Genomic DNA, 24,770 nt, shown 5'->3' on the forward strand with positions numbered 1-24,770 from the left:
GGGCACGTAGTGCCCCCTTCCTGCGTTGGAAGTTCATATGTCACAGAATCAACAAGGTCAGCAGGCCCTGAAAGTGGGGCGCGACCCCAGGATGTTGCCGGAGTACGAGGCGCTGCGAGCCGAGATCAACAAGCTCAGCCACGCTTCGCGCCCCGAGGTGGACTGGCAGCGGATCCATCAGCTCGCCAGCCTTATCTTCGAGAAACACGGGGTGGATCTGCAGACCGCCATCTATTTCACCCTGGCGCGCTCGCGCCTGCAGGGGCTCAGCGGTTTTACCGAAGGGTGCGAGTTTCTCGCCAACCTCATCGTCACCCAGTGGGAGAGCTTCTGGCCGCCGGTCCATCAGGAGCGGGCCCGCATCGAGATGCTCGACTGGTTCATCGCCCGCATCAGCGACGTCATTCGCCAGTACCAGATCAGCCACGAGGACAAGCGGCTGATCTATCGCTGCGAGCGGGCGCTGCAGCTCATCAGCGAGAAGCTGCACAACGCGGATCTGAGCCGCATTCCCCGGGTCGAGAATCTGGTGCACTTCATCGAGGGGTATACCCACCTGTTCGATGAGACCGAGATCGTCATCGTCTCCGACGAGCCGGGCCTCAAGGAGGATCTGCAGATCCCGCCCATGGTCTTCTTCAAGTCAGACATGGAGAGTGATCACGGCAGCACGGTTTCGGCATCGACCCCGCACCTGCCCCAGGGCAGCATTCTGGTGGGGTGCGAGAAGGGGCAGGTCAAGCCCACCGTGCTCAAGATTGAGCAGCACCGCCGGCAGCGTCCGGCCTGGTTCTGGTTTGGCTGCGGCCTGCTCAGCTGCGCCCTGCCGGTGATGGGCTGGCTGGGCTGGCAGCAACATCAGCAGGAGAAAACCGTGGCGGCCCAGCGTCTGGTGCAGCCGGCCGCCGAGCTGCCCCGAGCCCTCAGCTATGACGACATTCGCCAGGCGCGCATCGTGCTGGGGGAGCAGACCCTGCAGAACATGGAGAGCGATCTGGTGGCCCGCTACCAGAACCAGTTGACCCGGCTCGAGCAGACGTCGCCGCTCTACTGGTATCGCTACGGCGAGGGGCTGCGCAACTCGTTACAGATGCTCTATCCCGACTCGCTGGCGGTCAAGGCGCTGGACAAGCAGTGGCAGGCGCAGCTTGGTGGCCTGCAGGGGGATGTCATCAGCGTACCCACCTACCTGGATGCCCGCGCCGGGGTGGATGCCCTGCTCGATCAGCTGCTGGAGCTGGAGCGTCAGCGCAAGACGGTGACCATCTCCTACCTCAAATCCCAGCTCTACGAAGTACAGAAGAACCTGATGCAGAACATCCCGTTCAGTCTGCGTCTCGGTGAACTGGAGGCGAGAAAAGCCTCCCAGGAGCCCATCACGGCTGCCGAGCTCAAAAGCCTGGAAAATGATTTGAAAGCGCTCAATATCCGCCTCTATCAGCTGCAACAGGGCGCTTCCGGTAGCTGAACATGCTGCTATGAGCAAGAAGTTGCGCAAGCTGTAGTGAGTTTGACTGGCAAGGCAAGGTTTGCCGGGAAACTTGCCCTGTCTTGCGCAATGGATTGCAGCAGATTGGTCGGATGCAGCGAGATTGAATCGTAATTGACTGATTTTTAATGTGATTGTGGGCGACTTAGCCATGGCATGGAGGCTGCTGGGTCGCCGTTCCAACTGTCTCTGCACCAGGCTGCGCTTGCACCATGGTTGCCCCACGGAGAATCCAGATGTGTCCTTCTATTGCATTGCTCGGTGACATCGGCACCGACCACGATGGTTTCCACCCATCCCCCGTGATTGCCGCCAGCCCCGATGTGTTCCTCGATGGCAAGCCGGTGGCCCGCCAGGGCGATCCGCTGGCCCCCCACGACAAACCCAACAATCCACCGCATCCGCGCAGTATCTCGGGCGGCGTCGGCTCTGTGCTGATCAACGGCAAGCCCATCGCCGTGACCGGCACCGCCGTCGGCTGCGGCGGCGTGGTGATTGGATCAGGCAGCGGACAGGCAGGTTAAGGAGCGCTTCATGGCAGACAGCACAGGATTACAATTTACCGTCAAGGTGGGGGCCCTGCCCGAGAGCACTTTCGTGGTGGCCGAGTTTGCGCTGGAGGAAGGACTCAACCGGCCGTTCAACCTGCGCCTGGAGCTGGCGAGTGCCCAGCCCGACATCGACTTTGGCGCCGTGCTGGACCAGCCGTGCGAACTGCTGGTGTGGTACAACGGCGAGCTGCAGCGCCGGGTGTGCGGAGTGGTCAGTGACTTCGCGCAAGGGGACAGCGGTTTTCGCCGCACCCGCTATCAGCTCATGGTGCAGCCGGCGCTGTGGCGGCTCTCTTTGCGCCAGAACTCCCGCATCTTCCAGGCGCAGAAGCCCGACGAAATCCTCTCAATCTTGTTGCAAGAGCACGGCATCACCGATTACGCCTTTGCGCTCAAGAACGAGCATGTCAAGCGGGAATACTGTGTTCAGTATCGCGAGTCCGACCTCGATTTCGTGAACCGGCTCGCCGCCGAAGAGGGGATGTTCTACTTCCACGAGTTTGAAGCGGGCAAGCACCGCATTGTGTTTGCCGATGACGCTGCCGCCCTGACTGCCGGCCCCGAGCTCTTCTTCAACCTCGGCAACCGTTCCCTCGAGCAAGGCCCCTATGTCCGGCAGTTCCACTATCGGGAGGCGGTACGCCCGTCGGATGTGGAGCTCAAAGACTACAGCTTCAAGACGCCGGCTTACGGCCTCTCCCACAAGAAGGTGGGGACGGAGCTCGAGCATCAGCGGGATACCTACCAGCACTTCGATTTTCCGGGCCGCTACAAGCAGGACCCGAGCGGCAAGGCATTTGCCCAACATCGGCTGGATGCGCTGCGCAATGACGCGGTGGCGGGCCAGGCTAAGTCCAACTGCGCCGCCTTGCTGCCGGGCCAGACGTTTTCACTCACTGAACACCCCAACGACAGCCTCAACACCGACTGGCAAATCGTGCGCATCCAGCACACCGGCTTGCAGCCGCAGGCGCTGGAAGAGGAGGGGGGCAGCGGCCCCACCGTCTACCACAACGAATTTGGCGTGGTGAAGGCGAGCACCACCTGGCGGGCGCGTATCGGCAGCCCGGAAGCCCCTCACAAGCCGATGGTGGACGGCCCGCAAATCGCCATGGTGGTGGGCCCCGAAGGGGAAGAGATTTACTGCGACGAACACGGCCGGGTGAAGCTGCAATTCCCGTGGGACCGCTACGGCAGCTCCAACGACCAAAGCTCCTGCTGGGTGCGAGTCTCGCAAGGCTGGGCGGGCGGTCAGTACGGCATGATGGCCATCCCGCGCATCGGCCACGAGGTCATTGTGTCATTCCTGGAGGGGGACCCCGACCAGCCCATCGTGACTGGGCGCACCTATCACGCCACCAACCGGCCTCCTTATGAGCTACCTGCCAACAAGACCAAGACCGTGCTGCGCACCGAAACCCATCAGGGGGAAGGTTTTAACGAGCTGCGCTTTGAAGACCAGGCGGGGCAGGAAGAGATCTACATCCACGGTCAGAAAGACCTGAACGTGCTTATCGAAAATGATGCGGCGTGGCATATCAAGCACGACCAGCACACCGATATCGACAACGAGCGGGTGACCCGCATCAAGGCCAACGACCACCTGACGGTGGAGGGCGAGAAGCGCGACCAGATAAAAGCCGACTACTCACTGACGGTGGATGCCAGCCTGCATCAGAAGCTGGGGCAGTCCCTGCTGGTGGAAGCCGGGCAGGAAGTGCATATCAAGGTGGGCGACAAGCTGGTGCTGGAGGCGGGTTCTGAAATAACCCTCAAGGGAGGCGGCAGCTTTGTGAAAGTGGATCCTAGCGGCATCAAGCTGGTGGGCCCCGCCATCAAACTCAATGCTGGCGGCAGCGCAGGTTCAGGCTCTGGCTGGGCAGGTCAGCCTCCCATCATCCCCAAAGGCGTGGAAGTGGTGAAAGCCCCTGAACTGGTTGAACTGGTCAAGGCTATTGCCACCGAGAAGGCGATGGAAGCGTTGCTCAAGGCGCTGGAGCCCGATAGCGATTATCAGCCCTCCGCTTGATGTTCGACGAACAACTTAGGATTGAATAACAAAGATGAAAATCGTCTATCCCATGCAACTGGCGGGTGAAAACGGCTCCAGCGAGATTGCATCCATCGATGAGTTTATCAAGAAGATCAATGGTCTCAAGAGCGGTACCTTCCCGATAGGCCGCAACCGTATCTGGCACGGTGGTATCCACTTCAGTCAAAGCGGAGGCTGGCACCCGAGCGGCGCTGTGCGCGCGATTGCTGACGGGGAGATCGTGGCCTACCGACTGGCGACCAAACCAGCCAAGGCGACCCGTAGCACCGAAGAGGGCAAGCCAGAGGGAAAGATTGACTTGTATACCTCCCCTTCGTTTTGTTTGGTACGTCATCGCTACGAAGCCGGTGAGCAGAACAAGAATCGTCTGACTTTCTACAGCCTCTACATGCACATCGCCTGTGAGAACAGCTACAACAGTTCCGAGGCTGCGCGAGTAATGGTCAAGGGGACAGGTGTGTCCACCTATGAACCGGTGGTCGAGGGACATCCTCCCAAGCTGACACGTCGGCTGTCTGGCGATAAACCTGTCTATGCGAAAAGGGGGGCAGAAGTGAAGTTGGTCGGCCAGGAAGTGAAGAACCTGTTTAACCACAATGATGAGCCCCACGATTACTATTTGGTGCACTACGTTGATGACCCGGACAGCCTGTTCCATATTGCGGCAAGCCAATTACAGCAGGAATTTCCACAAAAGCCGAAGTGGATGACACCACCAGAAGGCAAACCGGCTCGCCATAAGGTCCCTGGTAATACATGGCTACGTAAAACTGCTGACACCACAGTGGGTAACATGGGGTTGCCTGCTGGCAGTGAGGTGGTGGTATCCACTGAGCCACCACAGATGGTGAACCTCAATGGCGGCACGACTGAGTTTTGTAAAGTACAGGTGTTCAAGGCGGGTAGTGGTACCGTCAAAGATAGCGCCAATCAGGTGATGACCAATGCCAGCAAAGGGGCCACCGGTTGGCTGGCAAAAAGCAAGATGGGGGCCGGACTGACCGCTGAACCTAGTATCCCTGTCGAATTCAAAGACGATGCGGTCGTTGACCGCAGCGCAAACCCGATAGCGGTGCAGGCCGGAGAGATCATCGGTCATTGGGGTGAGCATGAGCTAGCCACTGCCGGAGCCAGCGGCTTCGAGAAGGATGCCGACAGCAAAGCAGTGCACTTTGAGATGTTTGTTGCGAAGAATGACAAACAGGCGCTTGAAGATTGCATCAATAACAAGGCACGGGTAACTGGTGGCCAGGGCTACCTGCTAGTAAAGAAAGAGGTCACTACCTATCGCCTTACCAACGATAGTCAACATGGTTTTCTCGGTGTAGCGAATTTTGGGCCACAGGTCTTACCGTTAGCGGTGAAAGAGTCTGATATTGTCACTCACGGTGCCAACAACTTTGTGAAGGTGCGTGAACGGACTGCTGCGGACGGGGAGTTGGCTGGCGAGTTCGTATTGCAGGGTAGTGATGTCGAAGTGGTCAGTCAGCACGACTGGCACAAGTTGGGTGTCAAGTTGGTCGATGGCAGTAGTGACCCCGACGGATTTTTAGATAAAGCTGATACCGAAGGTAAAGAAGGAGGCGAGTTTTTTAGCACTCTCTATGACAAGCTGGTGACAGACAGGGACAACGATGGCACCCTGAGCGGCAATGATATCAAGGCCGCGCTGGCCGATGAGGAATTGGCGGGCAAGTTGCGCATGTTGTTTATCAAGCACAAAAGCGAATGGGTAAAGCCAGGCCAGGAGTGGCCGCGCTTAAAACAGGAGTTGGCTGAGCAGCCGAAACTCTATGAATATGCCATGCAGGTACACAACAATATGGCGTGGATGGAAGATGCCAGTAAGATATTGGGTGATATCAAGCCTTGGTTTATTCATCCTGCAGGGATGATGGGGCTGGTGGCTGACCCTGTCTCTGATGATGAGATGGATGAAAAATGGTTCATAGTCACCAAGGGGCAGCTTACATTTGATGCAGAAGGAAATGATGTTGTAAATAGTATTTACTTCTCAAGAAAAATCCATTGGCCAGGTAATAGTGAATCTGGTGTAACCATTGGTCGTGGCTATGATATTGGAAGTCGCTCAAAAGAAGATGTATACCGTGATTTATCTGACTCAGGGGTCCCTGATAATATCGCCTCATTAATATCTGCTGGTGCAGGAATAAAAGGGGGGGAGGCATCTAATTTTGTTTCAGAAAATAAAAATTCAACCTTAATAACTAGGAAATCACAACATCGCTTGTTTGAAAAAATATACCCTGATTATGTTCTCAGGGCAAAATCAAACTATGAACGCTGGACTACAGCTCAAAGTATTCAGGATGCTAATATCCCAGGTGTATCTATATCTGATAAAACCAATTGGGAAAGCTTAGATGATAAGGTTAAAGATGTTATTGTTGATTTAGTTTATCAGGGTTTTACGAAAGGCCCCAGACCCATGGTCTATGGCATGTTAAATGACAGACAAAAATACGCCGATTACATCAAAAACAACCCCTCCTTGAGCCAATATGAGCCTGGGCGTAACAGAGCTAAATATCTAACTGGAGAATAACTGTGAAAAGACTATCTTTTGCTCTTTTTTTTATATCATTGAGTGTGTTTTCAAACACAGATCGTAATTGTGATATCTCTGCGCCATCTACCAATCTTGCTGCTTGTTATGAAAGTAAATCAAAACAAGCTGATGCTGAGTTAAACAAAACATATAATAATTTAAAATCTACATTGTTATCTAGCGGTTATGATAAGCAATCTAAAGAAAAATACTGGAGTCAACTGGTTCAATCCCAAAGATATTGGATTAAGCTCAGAGATGCTCAGTGTTATGCGAGGGGAGCTTTTTTTGAAGACAGTTCTATTGCTCAACTGATAGAAATTAAAAAATGCCTTATGAATATAACAAAGGAAAGAGTGTTTTTTTTGAATAATGAGATTCAATTCATTCATGATTTACCTTGATAGGCAAGGCTGATGGCCAAGGACGGCTCTGCATCATTTTTGTGCCCATCAGATGGTTGTGTAGCATATATTTACAAAGCAACATATTAGGCAAAAAATATAGAGGGAAGTGGCCTGTCCAAGTCGCTTATTTAATTTGAATAGTAGTTATCCAGTAACAAATTCAGTCCAGGCATCCATCATGGGGAGGCGTTGATCCAGTAAGTCCGTACGGTGGGAAAATCTGGGAGCCCAATATTTTTGACTCTGCTAGATACTCAACCATTTACTCCGCAGGAGATGGGTAAAAAGTGGTATGGACGGCTTTGTCGAGATTGGCGAGGTTTTGTTGAGCTGAGTATTATAACTATAGAGTAACTTAAATGAATAAATATTTGGTCTTAGTTTTTATTCTGTTTTCTTCTATTTGTCGTGCTGAAGATGTCGGCGATAGACTATCGCTGCTTTGTTAGTACAGATGGTAAAATTAAAATGCGAATGATGTGGGCCTCCACTGCGGGTTGGGTTGGAGGATATGTTCAATATGGGAAAAACAAAGATAAAATAACTATAGTTCAAGTGAATCATAAAGAAGAGACGAATGATGAAGGTCGACCATATGCTGTTAATAGTGACTGGGTTGAAATAATTGATGGCAAGGTAAGTGGACGGTATCACTTTGGTTACCAAGGTGCTAACTTTGACAATATTTTTATATAAATGCTAAAGGAAAGAAATTTTATTTTTTTCAGGCATTAGAAAATTATGAGGATTGTTTTTGATTGCGGTGGTTGTGAAATACTGAGGCGCCTTATTCATCGGGTGTACAGATCTAGTTATCACCTGACGGCGTTGTTGCCCAAATCAACCATCAAGTCATCACTTCCCCAGCCCCGGGTGACAGCTACACTCGGGGGTTTCTGACTGGCAGGCCCAGGGTATTCAGTTTGTTTATGGCGCTTACATACGCTATGACTTCCTCCACTTGGCCGTTGTAGTTACGCAGACTAATTTTCCCCGTCAGCAACTACTTGAACCGATATTACCTAGTAGGCATTGATAATAGTGAGTGAAAATTTGTGAGGTCATAATGAGGAAGTATGGTCTTTTCATTTTAAATTTAATTTTTCCCGCTTTGTTTGTGAATGCAGCTGATCTTATTCAAGGGCCATATAGGATAAGTAATGATACAGCGAGCGTTAAAATTGAGAAAAATGATGACATAAACTGCCCATTATCTATGGTTATATATGATAAATCATCACATTATGAGTTGGATGAAATATGTGAGAACGGCGATTACCCGAATCTCAGGAGCGTTTTTTTCTTTACTCTGAAAGGTGTTAATCATATAGGAACTATAGTTTCATGGCATAATAAGCATCAGGCAGAAGGGATTGATGAGACAAATTTTGAAGTTAAGATTTATAAAAATAATGCTGGCGGAGAATATACTGTTGATAAGGCAAAGACTTTGGATCCAGTTTTAAGTGGCACAGAGGATGGGGCCGGTGATGGAACATATAAGTTTAACAATGCAATATCGGTAAAGAAGTATATGAAAGAAAGATATGGTTAAGAGTTTAGCAAGGTGCGATAGACATCCAGTGAGAATATGGGGTGCACACCTTTTTCATAGCTGTTTAGCTGCATGTTAAAGAGTATTGCTGGCAGTTGGTAAGCTGGTTGTAGCATGCACAAATATAGTTACCACCTGACACCGGTCTCAAACCGGTGTCTTGCTTACACCACTCTAAGAGCGCACTTTCTTCGGTACCAATTTCAGAGCCTTCTTGAGAATGCAATAAGGGGGCCTGTCCCTCCATCATTAGGCCCTGACAAGACCACTGTTTGTTGTAGTGTTCTAGGTAGCTGTCCAGACCTGTTTGCATCTGCTCCACCGGTTCGTCCGGGTAATGCTGATCGAGCAGGCGATTTGCTCGTCATTGAGCACAATCGTTTGTTCTTGGTGGTTTTTCTCGAGGCGCAACAAACGGTCGTATCTGGAGTGCAGGTCGTGACGTTGCCATTACGCCACACACACCACCCGTACCGACACTGTACAGGCAACCGTCAGGACGCAATAAGATAGGGTTATTTCTACCGGATTTAAATAGATAAGATTGGATGTTTTCTGAAAGGGATAATGGGGTGGCTGATGGGGCTCGAACCCACGACAACCGGAATCACAATCCGGGACTCTACCAACTGAGCTACAGCCACCACTGAAAATATCCATTAATGCCTGCATCGGAGAGATGCATGTCATCAATGGCGCGCCCTGCAGGATTCGAACCTGCGACCCACGGCTTAGAAGGCCGTTGCTCTATCCGACTGAGCTAAGGGCGCATTGCCTCGACAAGCCTGGCGGCATGTCGAAAAACCTGGTCGGTGATAAAGGATTCGAACCTTTGACCCTCTGGTCCCAAACCAGATGCGCTACCGGGCTGCGCTAATCACCGAAAATCTCGTCTCCAGCATAGCGACAGCGGCTGTACTGGGCAACGGGCCGGCATCATACCCAAGCGGGAAAGCCAGCGTCAACGAATTTTTCCACCAATGAATTCAAATGCCTACTTATTGCCCTCCATGCGAGAGCCGCTAACACCCGTGGCAAAAAAATGCGACAATGCGCGGCAGTTGAACACATGGTGAGTGAAGAACGATGTCTGCCAAAATCATTGATGGAAAACAGGTTGCGCAAACGATTCGCAATCAGGTCGCAGCGCAAGTCCAACAGCGGTTGGCACAAGGAAAACGGGCGCCGGGCTTGGCGGTGATCCTGGTCGGGGTAGATCCTGCCTCGCAGGTCTATGTCGGCAGCAAGCGGCGCGCCTGCGAAGAGGTAGGCTTTATCTCCCGCTCTTACGATCTGGATGCGACGGCGAGCCAGGAAGAGTTGCTGGCACTGATCGATAAGCTGAATGAAGACGCAGACGTTGACGGTATTCTGGTGCAGCTCCCCTTGCCAGCTCACTGCGATACGACCCAGGTATTGGAGCGTATTCGCCCCGACAAGGATGTGGATGGTTTCCATCCCTACAACGTGGGTCGGCTGGCACAGCGTATCCCGGCACTGCGCCCTTGTACGCCCAAAGGCATCATGACGCTGATTGAAGCGACCGGTGTTAAAACGCATGGTCTGCATGCGGTAGTAGTCGGGGCATCCAACATCGTCGGTCGGCCGATGACGCTGGAGCTGCTGCTGGCAGGTTGTACTACCACCACCTGCCACCGTTTCACTCAGGATCTGGAAGATCAGGTTCGCCGTGCCGACCTGCTGGTGGTGGCGGTTGGCAAACCCAACTTCATTCCGGGTGAGTGGATCAAACCGGGAGCACTGGTGATCGACGTGGGTATCAACCGGTTGGCGGACGGCTCTCTGGTCGGTGACGTTGAGTTTGAGACCGCGCGCAATCATGCCTCCTTCATCACGCCTGTACCGGGCGGGGTTGGCCCCATGACGGTTGCCAGTCTGATGGAAAATACCCTGAGCGCCTGTCAGGACTATCACGACAACGCGCAATGATTTCCTTGTAGTCTGCTCGGGGGAACGAACTTCTCCTGTAAATTGCAGCAATAAAAAAACCGGCAACCTTGCGGCTTGCCGGTTTTTTTATTTATCCAGTTCGACTCTTACATGTTCTGTGCTTCGTTTGGCACAATGACAGAGGCGTGATTGCCTTTCGGCCCCTGTTGCAGTTCAAAGTTGACTGCTTGACCTGCTTTCAGCGTCTTGTAGCCTTCCATTTGTATCGTGGAGTCGTGGGCGAAGATATCTTCACCACCTCCTTCCGGACAGATAAACCCAAATCCTTTTGCGTTGTTAAACCACTTGACTGTTCCGGTTGCCATACATCTACATCCTTTTATTGATTACCTTGAAGTCGTTGAGTAACCTGCGCCAGCCCTTTATAACTAGTAACATAGCCCATAGCAGACGGGCGCCGATTAGCAAGTAACCAATCTAGTCTAACTTTTGAGCGAGTCAAGGAGTTGTTAACAACTGATGTGATCTGGTTAACAAGTCTATTGACAATCTTGTGTTAGGCGGTAGTAATCTAGAGGTACCAAAGCGCGATTATGAGCAAGCAGAAAGAACTCTTTGCTAATGAAGAGATTGCAGAAGCAGAGAAAACCAAGCTGCAGCCGCCACCCATGTACAAGGTCGTCCTGAACAACGATGACTACACACCGATGGAGTTCGTGGTGGAGGTGCTGCAAAAGTTCTTTGGTATGGATTTGGACAAGGCCACTCAGGTGATGCTGAGCGTGCATTATAGTGGTAAGGGAGTCTGTGGCACGTTCACCGCCGAGATTGCCGAAACCAAAGTGGTCCAGGTCAACACCTATGCACGTAACAACGAACATCCACTGCTGTGTACCATGGAAAAGGCTTGAATCTGATGACTTGATGGCGATGACGACACCACATTGTTGCTGTATTAGGGGAGGTGCCTATGTTGAATAAAGATCTAGAAAAGACGCTGAACGAGGCTTTCAAACTGGCCCGTGACGAGCGCCACGAATTCATGACTGTCGAGCACCTGTTGTTAGCCCTGCTGGATAACAGCTCAGCCCATGAGGCGCTGAGTTCTTGTGGTGCTGACGTGGAGCTGATGCGCAAAGAGATCAGCGCATTCATCAGTCAAACAACCCCGCTTATTCCCCGTGACGATGAAGATCGTGAAACCCAGCCCACACTGGGCTTCCAGCGGGTGCTGCAACGCGCCGTGTTCCATGTCCAATCATCGGGCAACACGGAAGTCAGTGGTGCCAACGTGCTGGTTGCCATTTTCAGCGAGCAGGAGTCCCAGGCCGCTTACTTCCTGAAAAAGGCCGAGATCAGCCGGCTGGACGTGGTCAACTTCCTCTCCCATGGCGTGCGCAAAGACAGCAAGCCGGACAACAGCAGCAACAATGCCGAGTCCGACGACGATGTGTCTGCCGCCCAGATAGAAAGCTTTGCCACCAATCTCAATCAGCTGGTGCTGGAAGGGCGTATCGATCCGCTCATCGGGCGGGATCAGGAGCTCAATCGCACCATCCAGGTGCTCTGCCGCCGTCGCAAGAACAACCCCTTACTGGTTGGTGAAGCCGGGGTAGGCAAGACGGCTATCGCCGAAGGACTGGCTTATCGTATCGTCAAGGGCGATGTGCCCGAGGTGATTGCGGGCAGCACCATTTATTCCCTGGACATGGGCTCGCTGCTGGCGGGGACCAAGTATCGCGGTGATTTCGAGAAGCGCCTCAAGGTGCTGCTCAAGCAGATCGAGCGCCAGGAAGGGGCGATTCTGTTCATCGACGAGATCCACACCATCATAGGGGCAGGGGCGGCCTCCGGTGGTCAGCTGGACGCGGCCAACCTTATCAAGCCGCTGCTCTCCAATGGTTTGCTGCGCTGTGTCGGCTCCACCACCTATCAGGAATATTCCCAGATCTTTGAGAAGGACCGTGCTCTGGCGCGTCGCTTCCAGAAGATCGATATCGTCGAGCCCAGTGTGGATGACACCACCCGCATCCTCATGGGTCTCAAGAGCCGCTATGAGGCTCACCACGGGGTGCGCTACACCGTCAAGGCCATCCGCGCCGCGGTGGAGCTCTCTGCCAAGTACATCAATGATCGCCATCTGCCTGACAAGGCGATCGACGTGATCGACGAAGCCGGTGCCGGACAACGGCTGCTGCCGGCGAGCAAGCGCAAGAAAGTGATCAATGTGCAGGAGATCGAAGCCATTGTGGCCAAGATTGCCCGCATCCCGGAGAAATCAGTCTCCTCTTCCGACAAGGAAGTGCTGAAGAATCTGGAGCGCAACCTCAAGATGGTGGTATTTGGTCAGGACAAGGCCATCGAGGTGCTGACCGATTCCATTCGCTTGTCACGCTCGGGCCTTGGTAATGAGCGTCGCCCGGTGGGTTGCTTCCTGTTTGCCGGCCCGACCGGGGTGGGCAAGACCGAGGTTACTCAGCAGTTGGGCAAGGCGCTCGGCGTCGAGGTGCTGCGTTTTGACATGTCGGAGTACATGGAACGCCACACCGTCTCTCGCCTGATCGGGGCTCCTCCCGGCTATGTGGGCTTTGAGCAGGGTGGACTCCTGACCGACTCGGTACTCAAGCATCCGCACTCAGTGGTGCTGCTGGACGAGATCGAAAAAGCGCACCCGGACGTGTTCAACCTGCTGCTGCAGGTGATGGACAACGGCACCCTGACCGACAACAACGGGCGCAAGGCGGATTTTCGCAATGTGATCCTGGTGATGACCACCAACGCCGGCGTGCAGGAGACCCAGCGCAAATCCATCGGCTTCCAGCAACAGGATATGAGCCATGATGCCATGGCGGTGATCAACAAGACGTTCAGCCCGGAGTTTCGTAACCGGCTCGATCACACCATCTGGTTCAACCATCTGGATATGCAGGTGATACACCAGGTGGTCGACAAGTTCATCGTCGAGTTGCAGGTACAACTGGATGCCAAGGGCGTGTCTCTTGAAGTGTCCGAGGGTGTCCGCCACTGGTTGGCCGAGAAGGGATATGACAGGGCCATGGGAGCGAGACCCATGGGGCGGGTCATCCAGGAACACCTCAAGAAACCCCTTGCCAATGAGATCCTGTTCGGATCCTTGGTCGATGGGGGGGGAGTGAAGGTTGAGTTGATAAATGACAGCCTCAGCTTTGACTATCAGGTCAATGTTGAAGCTGTTTCCCACTAAGCTTAACGCTGTTGGAAAACCACAAAAAACCCCAACCGGAAGGTTGGGGTTTTTTGCTGAATTCCTGGCTTAGCGAGAGCGGAAAACAATACGTCCCTTGGAGAGATCGTACGGAGTCAGAGCTACCGTTACTTTGTCCCCAGTCAGGATACGGATGTAGTTTTTGCGCATCTTGCCGGAAATATGAGCGATAACCACGTGACCATTCTCCAGTTCCACACGGAACATGGTATTGGGCAGGGTTTCGAGAATAGTGCCCTGCATCTCAATACTGTCTTCTTTAGCCATTGAATCCTCTTGATAAGCCACAACAAAAAATCCGCTGGATCATGCCGGATTTAAGGCTATGTGTAAAGTTTACTCGGGCTTGCTGTCGATATTTTTCCATTCACCCTGTATCAACCGTTCATGGGGCAGATACTGCCGCTTGTAATTCATCTTGCGGCACTCCTCCACCAGATAGCCCAGATATAGCCAGCTGCGACCGGTTCTTCTGGCCAGTTCCAACTGGCTCAGAATGGCGAAGGTACCGAGGGAACGATCGGCATGGGCCGGGTCGAAAAAGGTGTACATGGCGCTGAGGGAGTGGGGCAGCAGATCCGTGGTAGCGACCCCGATCAGCCGGTTATCCTTGCGCATTTCCAGATAGAGGGGCGGCATCCAGTCACAGTGCAGGAAGCCCTTGTACTGGGTACGGCTGGGGGGATACATGCTGCCGTCATGATGGCGTTCGCGAATGTAGCGTTCATAGAGCTGGTAGTACTCTGGCTTGTCGTCGTAGCTGAGTACCAGTTCGATATCCTGATTGAGCTGGCGGATCCGCTTCTGGCTGCGGCTCGGCACGAAGCGCTCGCTGTGGATGCGTAGAGACTGGCAGGCATTGCAGGCCGGGCAGTGGGGACGATAGATGTCGTTGCCGCTGCGCCGAAAGCCAGCCGTCAGCAGGCGTTCGTAGCCGCTGGCATTGAGCAGGCTGTGATCCATCAACACCAGCAATTGCTCCTGCTCATGACCCAGATAGCTGCATTGGTGCTTCGGGGTCAGCCCTACCTTGAGGATCACTTCTTCGGTCATAACAGAATGCTCCCCGTTTGCCAGCAATTGGCCGCCAGCGGTTGTCGGCTCAGTTGTGCCAGCGTCGTCAAAAATTGGCGTCTCGGCCACTCTTCTATTCCCAGGGTGGCCAAAAAATCGTTCTGCATCTGGCAATCGATCAAGGCGCCATCATGGCGGGCGAAGTGCTGGCAGAGGGCCACCATGGCCAGTTTGGCGCCGTTGTCGATACGGCTGAACATGGACTCGCCGCAGAACACCCGGCCGAGGGAGAGACCATAGAGGCCGGCTTGCAACTGACCCTCCTGCCAGATCTCGATGGAGTGGGCATGGCCAAGGCGGTGCAACTGTCGATAGGCGTCGATCATGGGTGTGCTAATCCAGGTTCCACTGGCACTGCGACGGGGCGCGGCGCAGGCCGCTATAACCTCATTAAAGGCGCGATCGATGGAAATATCGAATGAGGTACCACGGATAAATTTGCGCAGGGTGCGACCGATGTGCAGCTGTTCCGGCCGGATGACGCCTCTGGGATCCGGTGACCACCACAGCAGCGGCTGGTGGGGTTCATTCCACGGGAAGATCCCCTTGTGGTAAGCTGCCAGCAGACGGGCCGGGGAGAGATCCCCGCCGATCGCCAGCAGGCCGTTGGGTTCCTCCAGGGCATGCTCGGGGTCGGGAAACCAGCACAGCTCATCATCCAATTGGGTAAGATAGCGAGACATAAGGTAACGAGGTTCATAGATGAAGGCCATTATCCTGATAGTATCCAGCTTGTTTTGCTTTGTCACTGCGCCCGCCTGGGCGCAGGTCTACGAGCGCAATACGGCAAGACCCGTGAATCAGGTGGTGTTTGGCCAGGTCGAGACGGTGCGCAACATCACCCAGCGCCAAATTCTGGAATCAGAACACTCCGGCTGGAAAACATTGGGCGGCGCCGTCCTGGGGGGGCTGCTTGGTAACCAGTTTGGTGGCGGTCATGGTCGTGAAATTGCTACTGCGGTCGGTGCATTGGCGGGGGCGGCCGCGGCGCAGCAGTATCAATCGGGCGGCACTGTGGTGGAGAACAAGCTGGTGGAGCTGCTTATCCGCAACGAACAAAACGGGCTGGTCAACGTTATTCAGGATTACGATCCGGCCATGGTGTTCATGAACGGCGACAAGGTGCGCATCCTCTATTTCGACGATGGCGTGCGGGTCGACAAGACCTATTGAAGCTGGCGCTGGCTCAAGCGGTCATCAAGGGGGGAGAAGTGACCCGACACGCTGCCGGCTGGGCAAGCTGTCGGGCGGGTACTACACGGAGAACATCTGGCGAGGTAACGTCAGGCCGATGAGTCCTGCGACACTATCTTGTCACGGCCGGTGTTCTTTGCCTGATAGAGCAGGCGATCCGCCTCGCTCAGTGCCTCGTCCATGGAACCGCGCCCGACCTTGATCACCCCGAAACTGGCGCGAACAAACAGCGGCGTCTCTCTGGACAGGGGTTGCTGGCGCATCTGCTGGCGCAGCCCCTCCAGCCGTTTGAGCAGCACCGGCACGGTGCAGTGGGGCACCATCAGGGCAAACTCCTCGCCACCGAAGCGGGCGATCATGGCATCGGGGAAGAACTGGGTGAGCAGCCGGGTGAGGTGGCAGAGCAACTGATCGCCGATGGCATGGCCCCAGTGATCGTTGACTTGCTTGAAGTGATCCACATCGAGCACGCACAGTGCAAGGGGCGTCTCCTGACGCTGGTGTTCCTCGAACCATTTCTGTCCTTCATTGAACCAGTAGCGCCGGTTGTAGAGCCCGGTCAGGTAGTCGCGATTGGCCGACTCCTGGATGCTGTTGAATTGCTCCAGCGCTTCCAGGTTATGGCTGACCCGGCATTGCAGCTCTTCCGGTTCGAACGGCTGGTTGAGGAAGTCGTTGGCACCCTGCTTGAGGTAGCGGGCGGAGAGGCCGCGCTTGTCCGACACCGAGATGCCGATGATGGCGAGCTGCTGCTTGCTGTAACGCTCGCGCAGCATGCGCACCAGGCTGATCCCGTCAATTTCTGGCATGTAGTAGTCGACCAGCACCAGCCGAATGGCCGGGTTCTGTTCGAGCTGGGCCAGGGCTTCGCGGGCGTGGCTCGCCTCATGCACCTGCAGCAGCTGCTTGCGCAACTGGGCCATGGTGCGGTGGCGGGAGGTGCGTGAATCATCGACCACCAGCACTTCGATGCGCTGGTTGAGGTAGAGGCGATGAACCAGGCTGACGGCGTATTGCAGGGAGTGGCGTGAATCCTTCATCACATAGTCCAGCACCCCAGCTTCCAGCCAGGCTGCGCGCTTCTCCTCGCTGATATCGGCAGTGAGGATCACCACCGGCAAGCCCCGCTCCAGCAACACCTTGACCGCTTCCCCGCTGGGGGCATCCGGCAGGGTCAGATCCACCAGTGCCACCACGTACTCTTCTCCCCGACAGTGGCGGGCACCCTCCAGGGTGTCGAATGCATCGATCTCCAGCCCGGTTTGCTGGGCAATGGCCTGGATCAGCATCCGTCGAATGGTCAGACTGTCCTCGACTATCAATATTTTCTGTTTCATCCGGCTCCTTAAAGTAAAAAGGCATGCCTCGCGGCATGCCTTTTATATCCCTTGTGCTTATTGCGCGTCCAGATAGCGCTCGGCATCGAGGGCGGCCATACAGCCGGTGCCGGCCGAGGTGATGGCCTGGCGGTAGGTGTGGTCGGCCACGTCACCGGCGGCAAATACCCCTTCGATGCTGGTCTGGGTGGCGAAGCCGTCGAGGCCGCCACGCACCTTCAGATAGCCGTTCTGCATATCCAGCTGGCCGGCGAAGATTTGGGTATTGGGCTGGTGACCGATGGCGATGAAGACGCCCATCAGTGGCAGGTCGGTGGTGGTGTCGTTCTGGGTGTTGCGCAGACGCACGCCGGTCACCCCCATGTCGTCGCCCAGCACTTCGTCCAGAGTCTGGTGGGTGTGCAGCACGATATTGCCGCTGGCCACTTTGTCGTGCAGACGCTTGATCAGGATCTTCTCGGCGCGGAACTCGTCGCGACGGTGAATGAGGTGCACCTTCTTGGCGATGTTGGCCAGATAGAGCGCCTCTTCCACGGCGGTGTTGCCGCCGCCGACCACGGCCACTTCCTGATTGCGATAGAAGAAGCCGTCACAGGTGGCGCAGGCGGAGACGCCGCGGCCCTTGAAGGCCTCTTCGGAAGGCAGGCCTAGGTACTTGGCGGAGGCGCCGGTGGCGATGATCAGCGCATCACAGGTGTATTCGCCGTTGTCGCCCTTGAGACGGAACGGACGCTGGGTCAGCTGCACTTCATTGATGTGGTCAAACAGAATGCGGGTGTCGAACTTCTCCGCATGCTCTTTCATGCGCTCCATCAGGGCCGGACCGGTAAGCCCCTCGGGGTCACCGGGCCAGTTCTCCACTTCGGTGGTGGTAGTCAGCTGACCGCCTTGCTGCATGCCGGTGATGAGCAGCGGATTGAGATTGGCACGGGCGGCATAGACGGCGGCAGTGTAACCCGCCGGGCCTGACCCCAGGATCAGCAGTTTGCTATGAGTGACTTGGCTCATGATGTGATTTCCGAGACGTGATGAGTTTGCGCGATTGTAGGTAATTCGTGATAAGGGGTCAAAGGCCAGTGAGTCGATTGCATCAATCGGCTGGCGGGGTGGCAGGGGGGTAAGAAAGGGCTGAAAACATGCCCTGTCGCGGAAGGCTCCACAACCGGGCGTGGCACGCATTCCTATTGATGAGGTTGGGAAGGGTGTTTGCAGCCGCGTTTGCCAGTGGGCGCTGCCCACCAGGCTGATCCTGTCCGCTGGTGTGGCGGCGATCTAGGCGCGATTGACAAGTTTTGGCGCAGTGGCCCTCGCTGCCGGTGCTTTGTCGCACAGCGCTTCAGGCCATGGCTGCCTCATGAGTACGGGGGCAGCTAATCAGGCCGCGCATTGACATGCGGGGGGATCTCGCTGGGGTGGCCGCTCTCCCGATGGGCACATTCATGATGGCGGCCTTTCGTTATTCTGCAGGGCGAATGCCAAATCATTGCCGGGCAGTTGCGACGAAGACGCAGGGAGGGGGAGTCGTTATGTTTTGAGTCTGATGGATACGTCGGCCGCGGTGAAAATTGCTGCAATGCAGGACAAAATAGCGGCAGTGGCAGCGCGATAATCTGCACCACCTGAATCAATGCCGCTTCCTGCGCCGCTTTGGGCGAAAACAGTATGGTTTCGTGCTGTCAGTTCACGTACACTGGCCACAGCCATGCCTACGCGGTATTCATGGTTTTTTATTTCTTTAGGTACACCGATAATCATGCTATCCCTCGACTATCGATTGGTGGTTTATGTTGCAAGCTAGTTTGGCAACATTTGCGCCTTGCATATTCAGGTATTGACAGGATTTGTGACCATAATTATAAAATGACTGGTGATTCTTACCAAAAAATAGCCAAAGGATGGAATAAATGATGGAAGCTAAGAGTCGGCTAAAGGATTTGGACAGGATTGACCGCAACATTCTGAATGAGCTGCAAAAGGATGGCAGAATTTCGAACGTTGAGTTGTCCAAACGAGTTGGCCTGAGTCCTACACCGTGTCTGGAACGGGTTCGTCGCCTCGAGCGACAAGGGTATATCGAAGAGTATGCCGCCATTCTGAACCCTCATTATCTGGACGCGTCTCTGCTGGTATTCGTGGAAATTACCCTCAATCGCGGTGCCCCCGATGTGTTTGAGCAGTTCAACAAGGCTGTTCAGGTGCTCGAGGAGATCCAGGAGTGCCATCTGGTCTCCGGCGATTTCGACTATCTGCTCAAGACCCGAGTCAGCGACATGTCGGCCTATCGCCGTCTGCTGGGGGAAACCCTGCTGCGTCTGCCCGGTGTCAACGACACTCGCACCTATGTGGTGATGGAAGAGGTCAAACAGAGCAGTCGTCTGGTGATCAGCACCCGTTGAGTCGGGTTATGCTGTGGCTTGCCAGCCTTGCGACAAGTCACGACATTCAGAAACGAGCGGCCGGTCCGCTCGTTTCTTCTTATCGAGTCGGTTGTGAATATGGCCGCCACGCCAGGCACTGGCTGACAACCGGTGGGCTTTTCAGGGATACTAGGCCCCCTTATCCCCCTGCATTACATGTTTTCAGAAAGGAGCCGGAGTTTGGCCGATAAAAAGCTGTTTACTCCTTTATCAGGTACACAACGGATCTTCGAAGCCGTCTTGATCGCCATCACCCTGATGGCTGCCTATCTCTTGCTTGCCCTGTTGTCCTACCACCCCGCCGATCCCGGTTGGTCCCAGACCTCCTGGCAAGGGGAGGTGAAAAACCTCGCCGGCAGCGCGGGGGCCTGGCTCGCCGACATCACCATGTTTACCTTCGGGGCGTTTTCCTATCTGGTTCCTCCCTTAGTCGTGCTGCTGGGCTGGAGCCTGTTCTGGCGCCCAAGCCGCCTGCTCGATGTGGATTACCTCACCCTGTCGGTGCGCATCGTCGGCTTCGTGCTGACCGTGCTCGGCATGTCCGCCATCGCCAGCATGAACTTCAATGATCTGCAGAATTTTTCCGCCGGCGGCCTGGTGGGGGACGTGATCTCCTCCGCCGTGGTGCCGCTGTTTGGCGGGGTCGGTGCCAACCTGATGCTGCTCTGCTTTGTGGCCACCGGCATCACCCTGTTCACCGGCTGGTCCTGGCTGACCATCGTCGAGCGAATCGGGGCCGCCTGCACCGGTTCGGTCAGCGCCGTTTACCATTTTCCCACCACCCTCGGCCGCTGGTTGACCGGCGGCTGGCGCCAGCCTCGGGTTGAGGGACCGGATCCCTTGCTGGAAGGGGGCGTGGGTGCCATCGAGCTCGATGACGAGGAAGATGAACCGCACTCCAGCTGGACCCGTCGTCCCAAGGAAAAAGCCGCAACCAAGAGCCAGAAGGCCAAGTCCGATGAGTGGCTGCCCGAGCTTGATGAGGATACCTTCCAGTTCGACCCGCAGTTTGACGATGAAGATGACGAGCCGGCCCCGGTAGCCAAGGCCAAGCGAGCCGCCACCAACGGTGCCCGTCGTCAGCCAGCCCTGGTCACGGCCGATGACGAGGACGATGATCTGGATCTGCCCTGGGCGGAAGGGGATGAAGAGGCGCCTGCGCCGGCTGCTCCCACGCCCGGCAAGCCCAAGCGCCGCCTGCAACCTGGGCTGCCCCCCTTGCCCAGCATCGAGCTGCTGGATCGTCCGCCCGCCAAGACCCAGATGATGAGCAAGGACGAGCTGGAGCGCATGGGCCGGCTGGTGGAGGCGAAACTGGCCGACTACAACGTGCAGGCCAAGGTGGTGGGTGTCTATCCGGGCCCCGTCATCACCCGTTTCGAACTGGATCTGGCGCCTGGCATGAAGGCGAGCAAGATCACCAACCTCTCCCGCGATCTGGCCCGCTCTCTGTCGGCCAGCAGCGTGCGGGTGGTGGAAGTGATCCCGGGCAAGACGTTCGTCGGGATCGAGCTGCCCAACCGGGTGCGTCAGACCGTCTACCTGCGCGAGACCCTCGACTGTGACGCCTTCCGCGACAGCCGCAACCCGCTCACCATGGGGTTGGGTCAGGACATCGCCGGCGAACCCGTGGTGGTGAACCTCGCCAAGATGCCCCATCTGCTGGTGGCCGGTACCACCGGCTCCGGTAAGTCGGTGGGGGTGAACACCATGATCATCTCCATGCTCTACAAGTCGACGCCGGACGATCTGCGCTTCATCATGATCGACCCCAAGATGCTGGAGCTGTCGGTCTACGAGGGGATCCCCCATCTGCTGACCGAGGTGGTGACCGACATGAAGGACGCCGCCAACGCCCTGCGCTGGTGCGTGGGCGAGATGGAGCGTCGCTACAAGCTGATGTCGGCGGTCGGGGTGCGCAACCTCAAGGGCTACAACGACAAGGTGCTGGCGGCCATCGAGGAAGGGGAACCCCTGCTGGATCCGCTGTGGCGTCCGGGCGACTCCATGGACCAGATGCCGCCTGAGCTGGAAAAACTGCCCCACATCGTCGTGGTGGTGGACGAGTTTGCCGACATGATGATGATCGTCGGCAAGAAGGTGGAGGAGCTGATCGCCCGTATCGCCCAGAAGGCGCGGGCGGCCGGTATCCACCTGATCCTCGCGACCCAGCGTCCGTCGGTGGATGTCATTACCGGTCTTATCAAGGCCAACATCCCGACCCGTATCTCGTTCCAGGTGTCGAGCAAGATCGACTCCCGTACCATCATCGATCAGGGCGGCGCCGAATCCCTGCTCGGCATGGGCGACATGCTCTACATGCCGGCCGGTACCTCCAACCCGACCCGGGTGCACGGCGCCTTTGTCGACGACCACGAGGTGCACAAGGTGGTGGCGGACTGGAAACTGCGCGGCGAGCCGAACTACATCGAGGAGATCCTCTCCGGTGAATCCGGCGGCGAGGGCGGCAGCGGCGAATATGGCGGTGGTGACGACGAAGAACTCGACCCCCTGTTCGACGAGGCGGTGGCCTTCGTGGTGGAGTCGCGCCGCGGCTCTACCTCCAGCGTGCAACGCAAGTTCAAGATTGGTTACAACCGGGCGGCCCGTCTCATCGAGCAGATGGAAAACCAGGGCATCGTCAGCGCCCCGGGCGGCAATGGTCAGCGCGACGTGCTGGCCCCGCCACCGGTACGGGACTAAGCCTTACCCCTCTATCATCCTGGCCATGCCCCCTGCGGGCGTGGCCTTTTATCGAGATAGCCGTTATGAAAAGCATGATGAAAAAACAACTGTTGATGGGCACTGTGCTGCTGGTTGCCAGCAGCCAGGTATGGGCTGACGCGGCCAGCGATCTCAAGCAGAAGCTGGCGGGGGTGAGCCTCTTCTCCGCCAAGTTTGCCCAGACCGTCTATGACAGCAAGGGCAAGGAGCTGCAGCGCGCCGGCGGCGATCTGCTGGTGCAGCGCCCCAATCGCTTCAACTGGCACACCACCTCGCCGGACGAGAGCCTGATCGTGGCCGATGGCAAGGATGTCTGGGTCTATGATCCCTTCGTCGAGCAGGTCACCGCCCTCAAGATGAAGGATGCGGTGCTCAACACCCCCTTTGTACTGATCGCCGGCAACGACAACAGCCTCTGGAAGAACTATGACGTGACCCAGGAAGGGGATGTCTATACCGTCACCAGTCGCAACCAGGACGAGCTGATCGCCTCCTTCCGCATCACCTTCGACAGGCAGAACAACATCAGCCGCTTCGACGTGAAAGAGGCCCAGGGCCAGTGGAGCGAGTTCACCCTGAGCAACTTCAACCGCAAGCCGGTGCTCAAGGGCAACGAATTTGTCTTCAAGATCCCGAAGGGGGTCGCGCTGGACGATCAGCGCTGATGAGCAGGCGGTCGCTGGATTTCGCGTCGGCCCATCTGCCAATGGATGGGCGTGACGCTGGGGGTCAATACCGATGAGTAACCTCTTGTTGGATGTCTCGTCGGGCCGTTTTTCCATGGCGGTATGCGTGGGTCAATACAGATGAGCAACTTGTCGCTGGATTTCTCGTCGGACTTTCGTCCGTTGGCGGCCCGGATGCGGCCGCAAACCCTCGAGCAGTACATCGGTCAACAACATATCCTGGGGCCTGACAAGCCCCTGCGCAAAGCGATCCTGGCCGGCCACTGCCACTCCATGATCCTGTGGGGGCCTCCCGGCACCGGCAAGACCACGCTGGCCGAGCTGATGGCCCACTACTGCCAGGCCGAGGTCGAGCGGCTCTCGGCGGTCACCTCCGGTATCAAGGAGATCCGCGCCGCCATCGACAAGGCCAAGGAGAACAGCTGGCGCGGGGTGCGCACCATCCTGTTCGTGGACGAGGTGCACCGTTTCAACAAGAGCCAGCAGGACGTGTTCCTGCCTCACATCGAAGATGGCACCATCACCTTCATCGGTGCCACCACCGAAAACCCCTCGTTCGAACTGAACAACGCGCTGCTCTCCCGGGCCCGGGTCTATCTGCTCAAACGGCTGGAGGAGGAGGACATCCTCACCCTGATCGATCAGGCGATGCAGGACGCTCGCGGGCTCAATGATCCGGCGCTGACCTTCGCCCCCGGGGTGAAGGAGGCGCTGGCCAAAGCGGTGGATGGGGACGGGCGCAAGTCCCTCAACTACCTGGAGCTGCTGGCCGACATGGCCGAGCCTGACGGCAGCGGCCACAAGCTTATCGACAGCACCCTGCTGGCCGCCGTGGTGGGGGAGCACGTGGCGCGCTTCGACAAGGGGGGCGATCACTTCTACGACCTCATCTCGGCGGTGCACAAGTCCATTCGCGGCTCGGCGCCGGATGCGGCGCTCTACTGGTATGCCCGCATGGTGAGCGCCGGTTGCGATCCGCTCTATATTGCGCGCCGGTTGCTGGCGATTGCCTCCGAGGACGTGGGCAATGCCGACCCGCGAGCCATGCAGGTGGCGCTCTCGGCCTGGGACTGCTTCCACCGCATCGGACCGGCGGAAGGGGAGCGGGCCATTGCCCAGGCGATCGTCTATCTCGCCTGCGCGCCCAAGAGCAATGCGGTTTACACCGCCTGGAAGGCGGCGCTTCACGATGCCAAGAACCTGCCGGACTTCGAGGTGCCGCCGCACCTGCGCAATGCACCGACCAAGCTGATGAGCGAGCTGGGCTATGGCGCCGAGTACCGTTACGCCCACGACGAGCCCGGTGCCTATGCCGCCGGCGAGCAGTACTTCCCGCCCGAGCTGGCCGGCAAGCAGTACTATCAGCCCACCGAGCGTGGGCTGGAGAAGCAGATAGCCCAGAAGCTCGACTATCTGCATGAGCTGGATCGGCAGAGCCCGCGGCAACGGGACAAATAGTGATGCAATGGCGGCTGGTAGCGAGCCTCTCCCGGGTCTGTCTTGCCGGGTTGCGCGTTAATTGGTCAGCCGATTTGATCCAGGTCGTCATCCCCCGGAAA

General features: G+C 56.3%; 22 protein-coding genes, 3 tRNA genes and 3 pseudogenes. 15 read left to right on the forward strand and 13 right to left on the reverse strand.

What is annotated here, in order from left to right:
• Nucleotides 1-37 precede the first annotated feature (37 nt).
• From AHA_RS09300 to AHA_RS09325, 6 genes are all read left to right on the forward strand, one after another.
• Complete coding sequence (locus tag AHA_RS09300) at nt 38-1,468, forward strand: VasL domain-containing protein (RefSeq protein WP_011705726.1); 1,431 nt, start codon at nt 38-40, stop codon at nt 1,466-1,468.
• Nucleotides 1,469-1,725: 257 nt separating this feature from the next.
• Nucleotides 1,726-2,013, forward strand: a complete 288-nt coding sequence (locus tag AHA_RS09305; protein WP_011705727.1) for a type VI secretion system PAAR protein — start codon at nt 1,726-1,728, stop codon at nt 2,011-2,013.
• A 10-nt stretch (nt 2,014-2,023) separates the two neighbouring features.
• Nucleotides 2,024-4,069, forward strand: a complete 2,046-nt coding sequence (gene tssI / locus AHA_RS09310) for a type VI secretion system Vgr family protein (RefSeq protein WP_011705728.1) — start codon at nt 2,024-2,026, stop codon at nt 4,067-4,069.
• Between the two features lie 34 nt (nt 4,070-4,103).
• On the forward strand, nt 4,104-6,659 hold the full coding sequence (locus AHA_RS21940) for a pesticin C-terminus-like muramidase (RefSeq protein WP_011705729.1): 2,556 nt from the start codon (nt 4,104-4,106) through the stop codon (nt 6,657-6,659).
• 2 nt (nt 6,660-6,661) lie between these two features.
• Nucleotides 6,662-7,066, forward strand: a complete 405-nt coding sequence (locus tag AHA_RS09320; RefSeq protein ID WP_011705730.1) for a lysozyme inhibitor LprI family protein — start codon at nt 6,662-6,664, stop codon at nt 7,064-7,066.
• Nucleotides 7,067-7,486: 420 nt separating this feature from the next.
• On the forward strand, nt 7,487-7,765 hold the full coding sequence (locus AHA_RS09325; protein WP_139348863.1) for a hypothetical protein: 279 nt from the start codon (nt 7,487-7,489) through the stop codon (nt 7,763-7,765).
• A 184-nt stretch (nt 7,766-7,949) separates the two neighbouring features.
• Here the strand turns inward: AHA_RS09325 and AHA_RS09330 are convergent.
• A pseudogene (locus tag AHA_RS09330) lies at nt 7,950-8,072 on the reverse strand (IS5/IS1182 family transposase); the annotation flags it as partial.
• 63 nt (nt 8,073-8,135) lie between these two features.
• Here AHA_RS09330 and AHA_RS09335 point away from each other — a divergent pair.
• Complete coding sequence (locus AHA_RS09335) at nt 8,136-8,624, forward strand: hypothetical protein (protein ID WP_139348864.1); 489 nt, start codon at nt 8,136-8,138, stop codon at nt 8,622-8,624.
• Nucleotides 8,625-8,798: 174 nt separating this feature from the next.
• On the opposite strand, the pseudogene AHA_RS21845 reads toward AHA_RS09335, so the two are convergent.
• The 5 genes and pseudogenes from AHA_RS21845 to AHA_RS09350 all read right to left on the reverse strand — a co-directional run.
• Nucleotides 8,799-8,976: pseudogene (locus tag AHA_RS21845) on the reverse strand (IS481 family transposase); the annotation flags it as partial.
• A gap of 2 nt (nt 8,977-8,978) precedes the next feature.
• A pseudogene (locus AHA_RS22030) lies at nt 8,979-9,105 on the reverse strand (IS481 family transposase); the annotation flags it as partial.
• Nucleotides 9,106-9,192: 87 nt separating this feature from the next.
• A tRNA-His gene (locus AHA_RS09340) sits at nt 9,193-9,268 on the reverse strand.
• Between the two features lie 49 nt (nt 9,269-9,317).
• Nucleotides 9,318-9,394 (reverse strand) — tRNA-Arg (locus AHA_RS09345).
• Nucleotides 9,395-9,430: 36 nt separating this feature from the next.
• A tRNA-Pro gene (locus tag AHA_RS09350) sits at nt 9,431-9,507 on the reverse strand.
• Between the two features lie 203 nt (nt 9,508-9,710).
• On the opposite strand from AHA_RS09350, the gene folD reads away from it, so the two are divergent.
• On the forward strand, nt 9,711-10,574 hold the full coding sequence (folD, locus tag AHA_RS09355; RefSeq protein ID WP_011705731.1) for a bifunctional methylenetetrahydrofolate dehydrogenase/methenyltetrahydrofolate cyclohydrolase FolD: 864 nt from the start codon (nt 9,711-9,713) through the stop codon (nt 10,572-10,574).
• 107 nt (nt 10,575-10,681) lie between these two features.
• Here folD and cspD read toward each other — a convergent pair whose 3' ends face one another.
• Complete coding sequence (gene cspD / locus AHA_RS09360; RefSeq protein WP_011705732.1) at nt 10,682-10,900, reverse strand: cold shock-like protein CspD; 219 nt, start codon at nt 10,898-10,900, stop codon at nt 10,682-10,684.
• A 228-nt stretch (nt 10,901-11,128) separates the two neighbouring features.
• Here cspD and clpS point away from each other — a divergent pair, with 228 nt between their 5' ends.
• Both clpS and clpA read left to right on the forward strand, forming a co-directional pair.
• Nucleotides 11,129-11,446, forward strand: coding sequence for an ATP-dependent Clp protease adapter ClpS (gene clpS, locus AHA_RS09365; protein ID WP_005300028.1), 318 nt, complete (start codon nt 11,129-11,131; stop codon nt 11,444-11,446).
• Nucleotides 11,447-11,505: 59 nt separating this feature from the next.
• Nucleotides 11,506-13,758 carry an ATP-dependent Clp protease ATP-binding subunit ClpA gene (gene clpA, locus AHA_RS09370; protein ID WP_011705733.1) on the forward strand — a complete coding sequence of 751 codons (2,253 nt, stop codon included), beginning with the start codon at nt 11,506-11,508 and terminating at the stop codon, nt 13,756-13,758.
• Between the two features lie 69 nt (nt 13,759-13,827).
• Here clpA and infA read toward each other — a convergent pair whose 3' ends face one another.
• From infA to aat, 3 genes are all read right to left on the reverse strand, one after another.
• Nucleotides 13,828-14,046 carry a translation initiation factor IF-1 gene (infA, locus tag AHA_RS09375; protein ID WP_005300033.1) on the reverse strand — a complete coding sequence of 73 codons (219 nt, stop codon included), beginning with the start codon at nt 14,044-14,046 and terminating at the stop codon, nt 13,828-13,830.
• Between the two features lie 69 nt (nt 14,047-14,115).
• Nucleotides 14,116-14,832 (reverse strand): arginyltransferase, encoded by a 717-nt coding sequence (locus tag AHA_RS09380; protein ID WP_011705735.1) that lies wholly within the window; start codon nt 14,830-14,832, stop codon nt 14,116-14,118.
• On the reverse strand, nt 14,829-15,536 hold the full coding sequence (aat, locus tag AHA_RS09385; RefSeq protein ID WP_011705736.1) for a leucyl/phenylalanyl-tRNA--protein transferase: 708 nt from the start codon (nt 15,534-15,536) through the stop codon (nt 14,829-14,831). Before aat ends, AHA_RS09380 begins: the two co-directional genes overlap by 4 nt.
• A gap of 19 nt (nt 15,537-15,555) precedes the next feature.
• On the opposite strand from aat, the gene AHA_RS09390 reads away from it, so the two are divergent.
• The gene (locus AHA_RS09390) at nt 15,556-16,026 is read left to right on the forward strand and encodes an outer membrane lipoprotein (protein WP_011705737.1); all 471 of its coding nucleotides are present in this window, start codon (nt 15,556-15,558) and stop codon (nt 16,024-16,026) included.
• 110 nt (nt 16,027-16,136) lie between these two features.
• Here AHA_RS09390 and AHA_RS09395 read toward each other — a convergent pair whose 3' ends face one another.
• The 3 genes from AHA_RS09395 to AHA_RS09405 form a co-directional block, all read right to left on the reverse strand.
• On the reverse strand, nt 16,137-17,384 hold the full coding sequence (locus AHA_RS09395; RefSeq protein WP_011705738.1) for a response regulator: 1,248 nt from the start codon (nt 17,382-17,384) through the stop codon (nt 16,137-16,139).
• A gap of 57 nt (nt 17,385-17,441) precedes the next feature.
• On the reverse strand, nt 17,442-18,392 hold the full coding sequence (gene trxB, locus AHA_RS09400) for a thioredoxin-disulfide reductase (protein WP_164927605.1): 951 nt from the start codon (nt 18,390-18,392) through the stop codon (nt 17,442-17,444).
• 516 nt (nt 18,393-18,908) lie between these two features.
• Nucleotides 18,909-19,139, reverse strand: coding sequence for an alanine dehydrogenase (locus AHA_RS09405; protein WP_077392346.1), 231 nt, complete (start codon nt 19,137-19,139; stop codon nt 18,909-18,911).
• A 149-nt stretch (nt 19,140-19,288) separates the two neighbouring features.
• Here AHA_RS09405 and lrp point away from each other — a divergent pair, with 149 nt between their 5' ends.
• From lrp to AHA_RS09425, 4 genes are all read left to right on the forward strand, one after another.
• Nucleotides 19,289-19,780: a leucine-responsive transcriptional regulator Lrp gene (lrp, locus tag AHA_RS09410; protein WP_011705740.1), complete on the forward strand. Its 492-nt coding sequence runs from the start codon at nt 19,289-19,291 to the stop codon at nt 19,778-19,780.
• A 201-nt stretch (nt 19,781-19,981) separates the two neighbouring features.
• Complete coding sequence (locus AHA_RS09415) at nt 19,982-22,504, forward strand: DNA translocase FtsK (protein ID WP_011705741.1); 2,523 nt, start codon at nt 19,982-19,984, stop codon at nt 22,502-22,504.
• 77 nt (nt 22,505-22,581) lie between these two features.
• The gene (gene lolA / locus AHA_RS09420; protein ID WP_011705742.1) at nt 22,582-23,190 is read left to right on the forward strand and encodes an outer membrane lipoprotein chaperone LolA; all 609 of its coding nucleotides are present in this window, start codon (nt 22,582-22,584) and stop codon (nt 23,188-23,190) included.
• Nucleotides 23,191-23,331: 141 nt separating this feature from the next.
• A complete protein-coding gene (locus AHA_RS09425; RefSeq protein ID WP_026080312.1) occupies nt 23,332-24,669 on the forward strand; it encodes a replication-associated recombination protein A in 1,338 nt (445 codons plus the stop codon).
• Nucleotides 24,670-24,770 lie beyond the last annotated feature (101 nt).

The sequence above is a fragment of the Aeromonas hydrophila subsp. hydrophila ATCC 7966 genome (assembly GCF_000014805.1).
Lineage (GTDB): Bacteria > Pseudomonadota > Gammaproteobacteria > Enterobacterales > Aeromonadaceae > Aeromonas > Aeromonas hydrophila.

Bases quoted from the DNA above. Each gene is read 5' to 3' on its own strand.
- AHA_RS09300 (WP_011705726.1), top strand. From the start codon at position 38: ATGTCACAGAATCAACAAGGTCAGCAGGCCCTGAAAGTGGGGCGCGAC.
- AHA_RS09305 (WP_011705727.1), top strand. From the start codon at position 1,726: ATGTGTCCTTCTATTGCATTGCTCGGTGACATCGGCACCGACCACGAT.
- tssI (WP_011705728.1), top strand. From the start codon at position 2,024: ATGGCAGACAGCACAGGATTACAATTTACCGTCAAGGTGGGGGCCCTG.
- AHA_RS21940 (WP_011705729.1), top strand. From the start codon at position 4,104: ATGAAAATCGTCTATCCCATGCAACTGGCGGGTGAAAACGGCTCCAGC.
- AHA_RS09325 (WP_139348863.1), top strand. From the start codon at position 7,487: ATGTCGGCGATAGACTATCGCTGCTTTGTTAGTACAGATGGTAAAATT.
- AHA_RS09335 (WP_139348864.1), top strand. From the start codon at position 8,136: ATGAGGAAGTATGGTCTTTTCATTTTAAATTTAATTTTTCCCGCTTTG.
- folD (WP_011705731.1), top strand. From the start codon at position 9,711: ATGTCTGCCAAAATCATTGATGGAAAACAGGTTGCGCAAACGATTCGC.
- cspD (WP_011705732.1), bottom strand. From the start codon at position 10,900: ATGGCAACCGGAACAGTCAAGTGGTTTAACAACGCAAAAGGATTTGGG.
- clpS (WP_005300028.1), top strand. From the start codon at position 11,129: ATGAGCAAGCAGAAAGAACTCTTTGCTAATGAAGAGATTGCAGAAGCA.
- clpA (WP_011705733.1), top strand. From the start codon at position 11,506: ATGTTGAATAAAGATCTAGAAAAGACGCTGAACGAGGCTTTCAAACTG.
- infA (WP_005300033.1), bottom strand. From the start codon at position 14,046: ATGGCTAAAGAAGACAGTATTGAGATGCAGGGCACTATTCTCGAAACC.
- AHA_RS09380 (WP_011705735.1), bottom strand. From the start codon at position 14,832: ATGACCGAAGAAGTGATCCTCAAGGTAGGGCTGACCCCGAAGCACCAA.
- aat (WP_011705736.1), bottom strand. From the start codon at position 15,536: ATGTCTCGCTATCTTACCCAATTGGATGATGAGCTGTGCTGGTTTCCC.
- AHA_RS09390 (WP_011705737.1), top strand. From the start codon at position 15,556: ATGAAGGCCATTATCCTGATAGTATCCAGCTTGTTTTGCTTTGTCACT.
- AHA_RS09395 (WP_011705738.1), bottom strand. From the start codon at position 17,384: ATGAAACAGAAAATATTGATAGTCGAGGACAGTCTGACCATTCGACGG.
- trxB (WP_164927605.1), bottom strand. From the start codon at position 18,392: ATGAGCCAAGTCACTCATAGCAAACTGCTGATCCTGGGGTCAGGCCCG.
- AHA_RS09405 (WP_077392346.1), bottom strand. From the start codon at position 19,139: ATGATTATCGGTGTACCTAAAGAAATAAAAAACCATGAATACCGCGTA.
- lrp (WP_011705740.1), top strand. From the start codon at position 19,289: ATGATGGAAGCTAAGAGTCGGCTAAAGGATTTGGACAGGATTGACCGC.
- lolA (WP_011705742.1), top strand. From the start codon at position 22,582: ATGAAAAAACAACTGTTGATGGGCACTGTGCTGCTGGTTGCCAGCAGC.
- AHA_RS09425 (WP_026080312.1), top strand. From the start codon at position 23,332: ATGAGCAACTTGTCGCTGGATTTCTCGTCGGACTTTCGTCCGTTGGCG.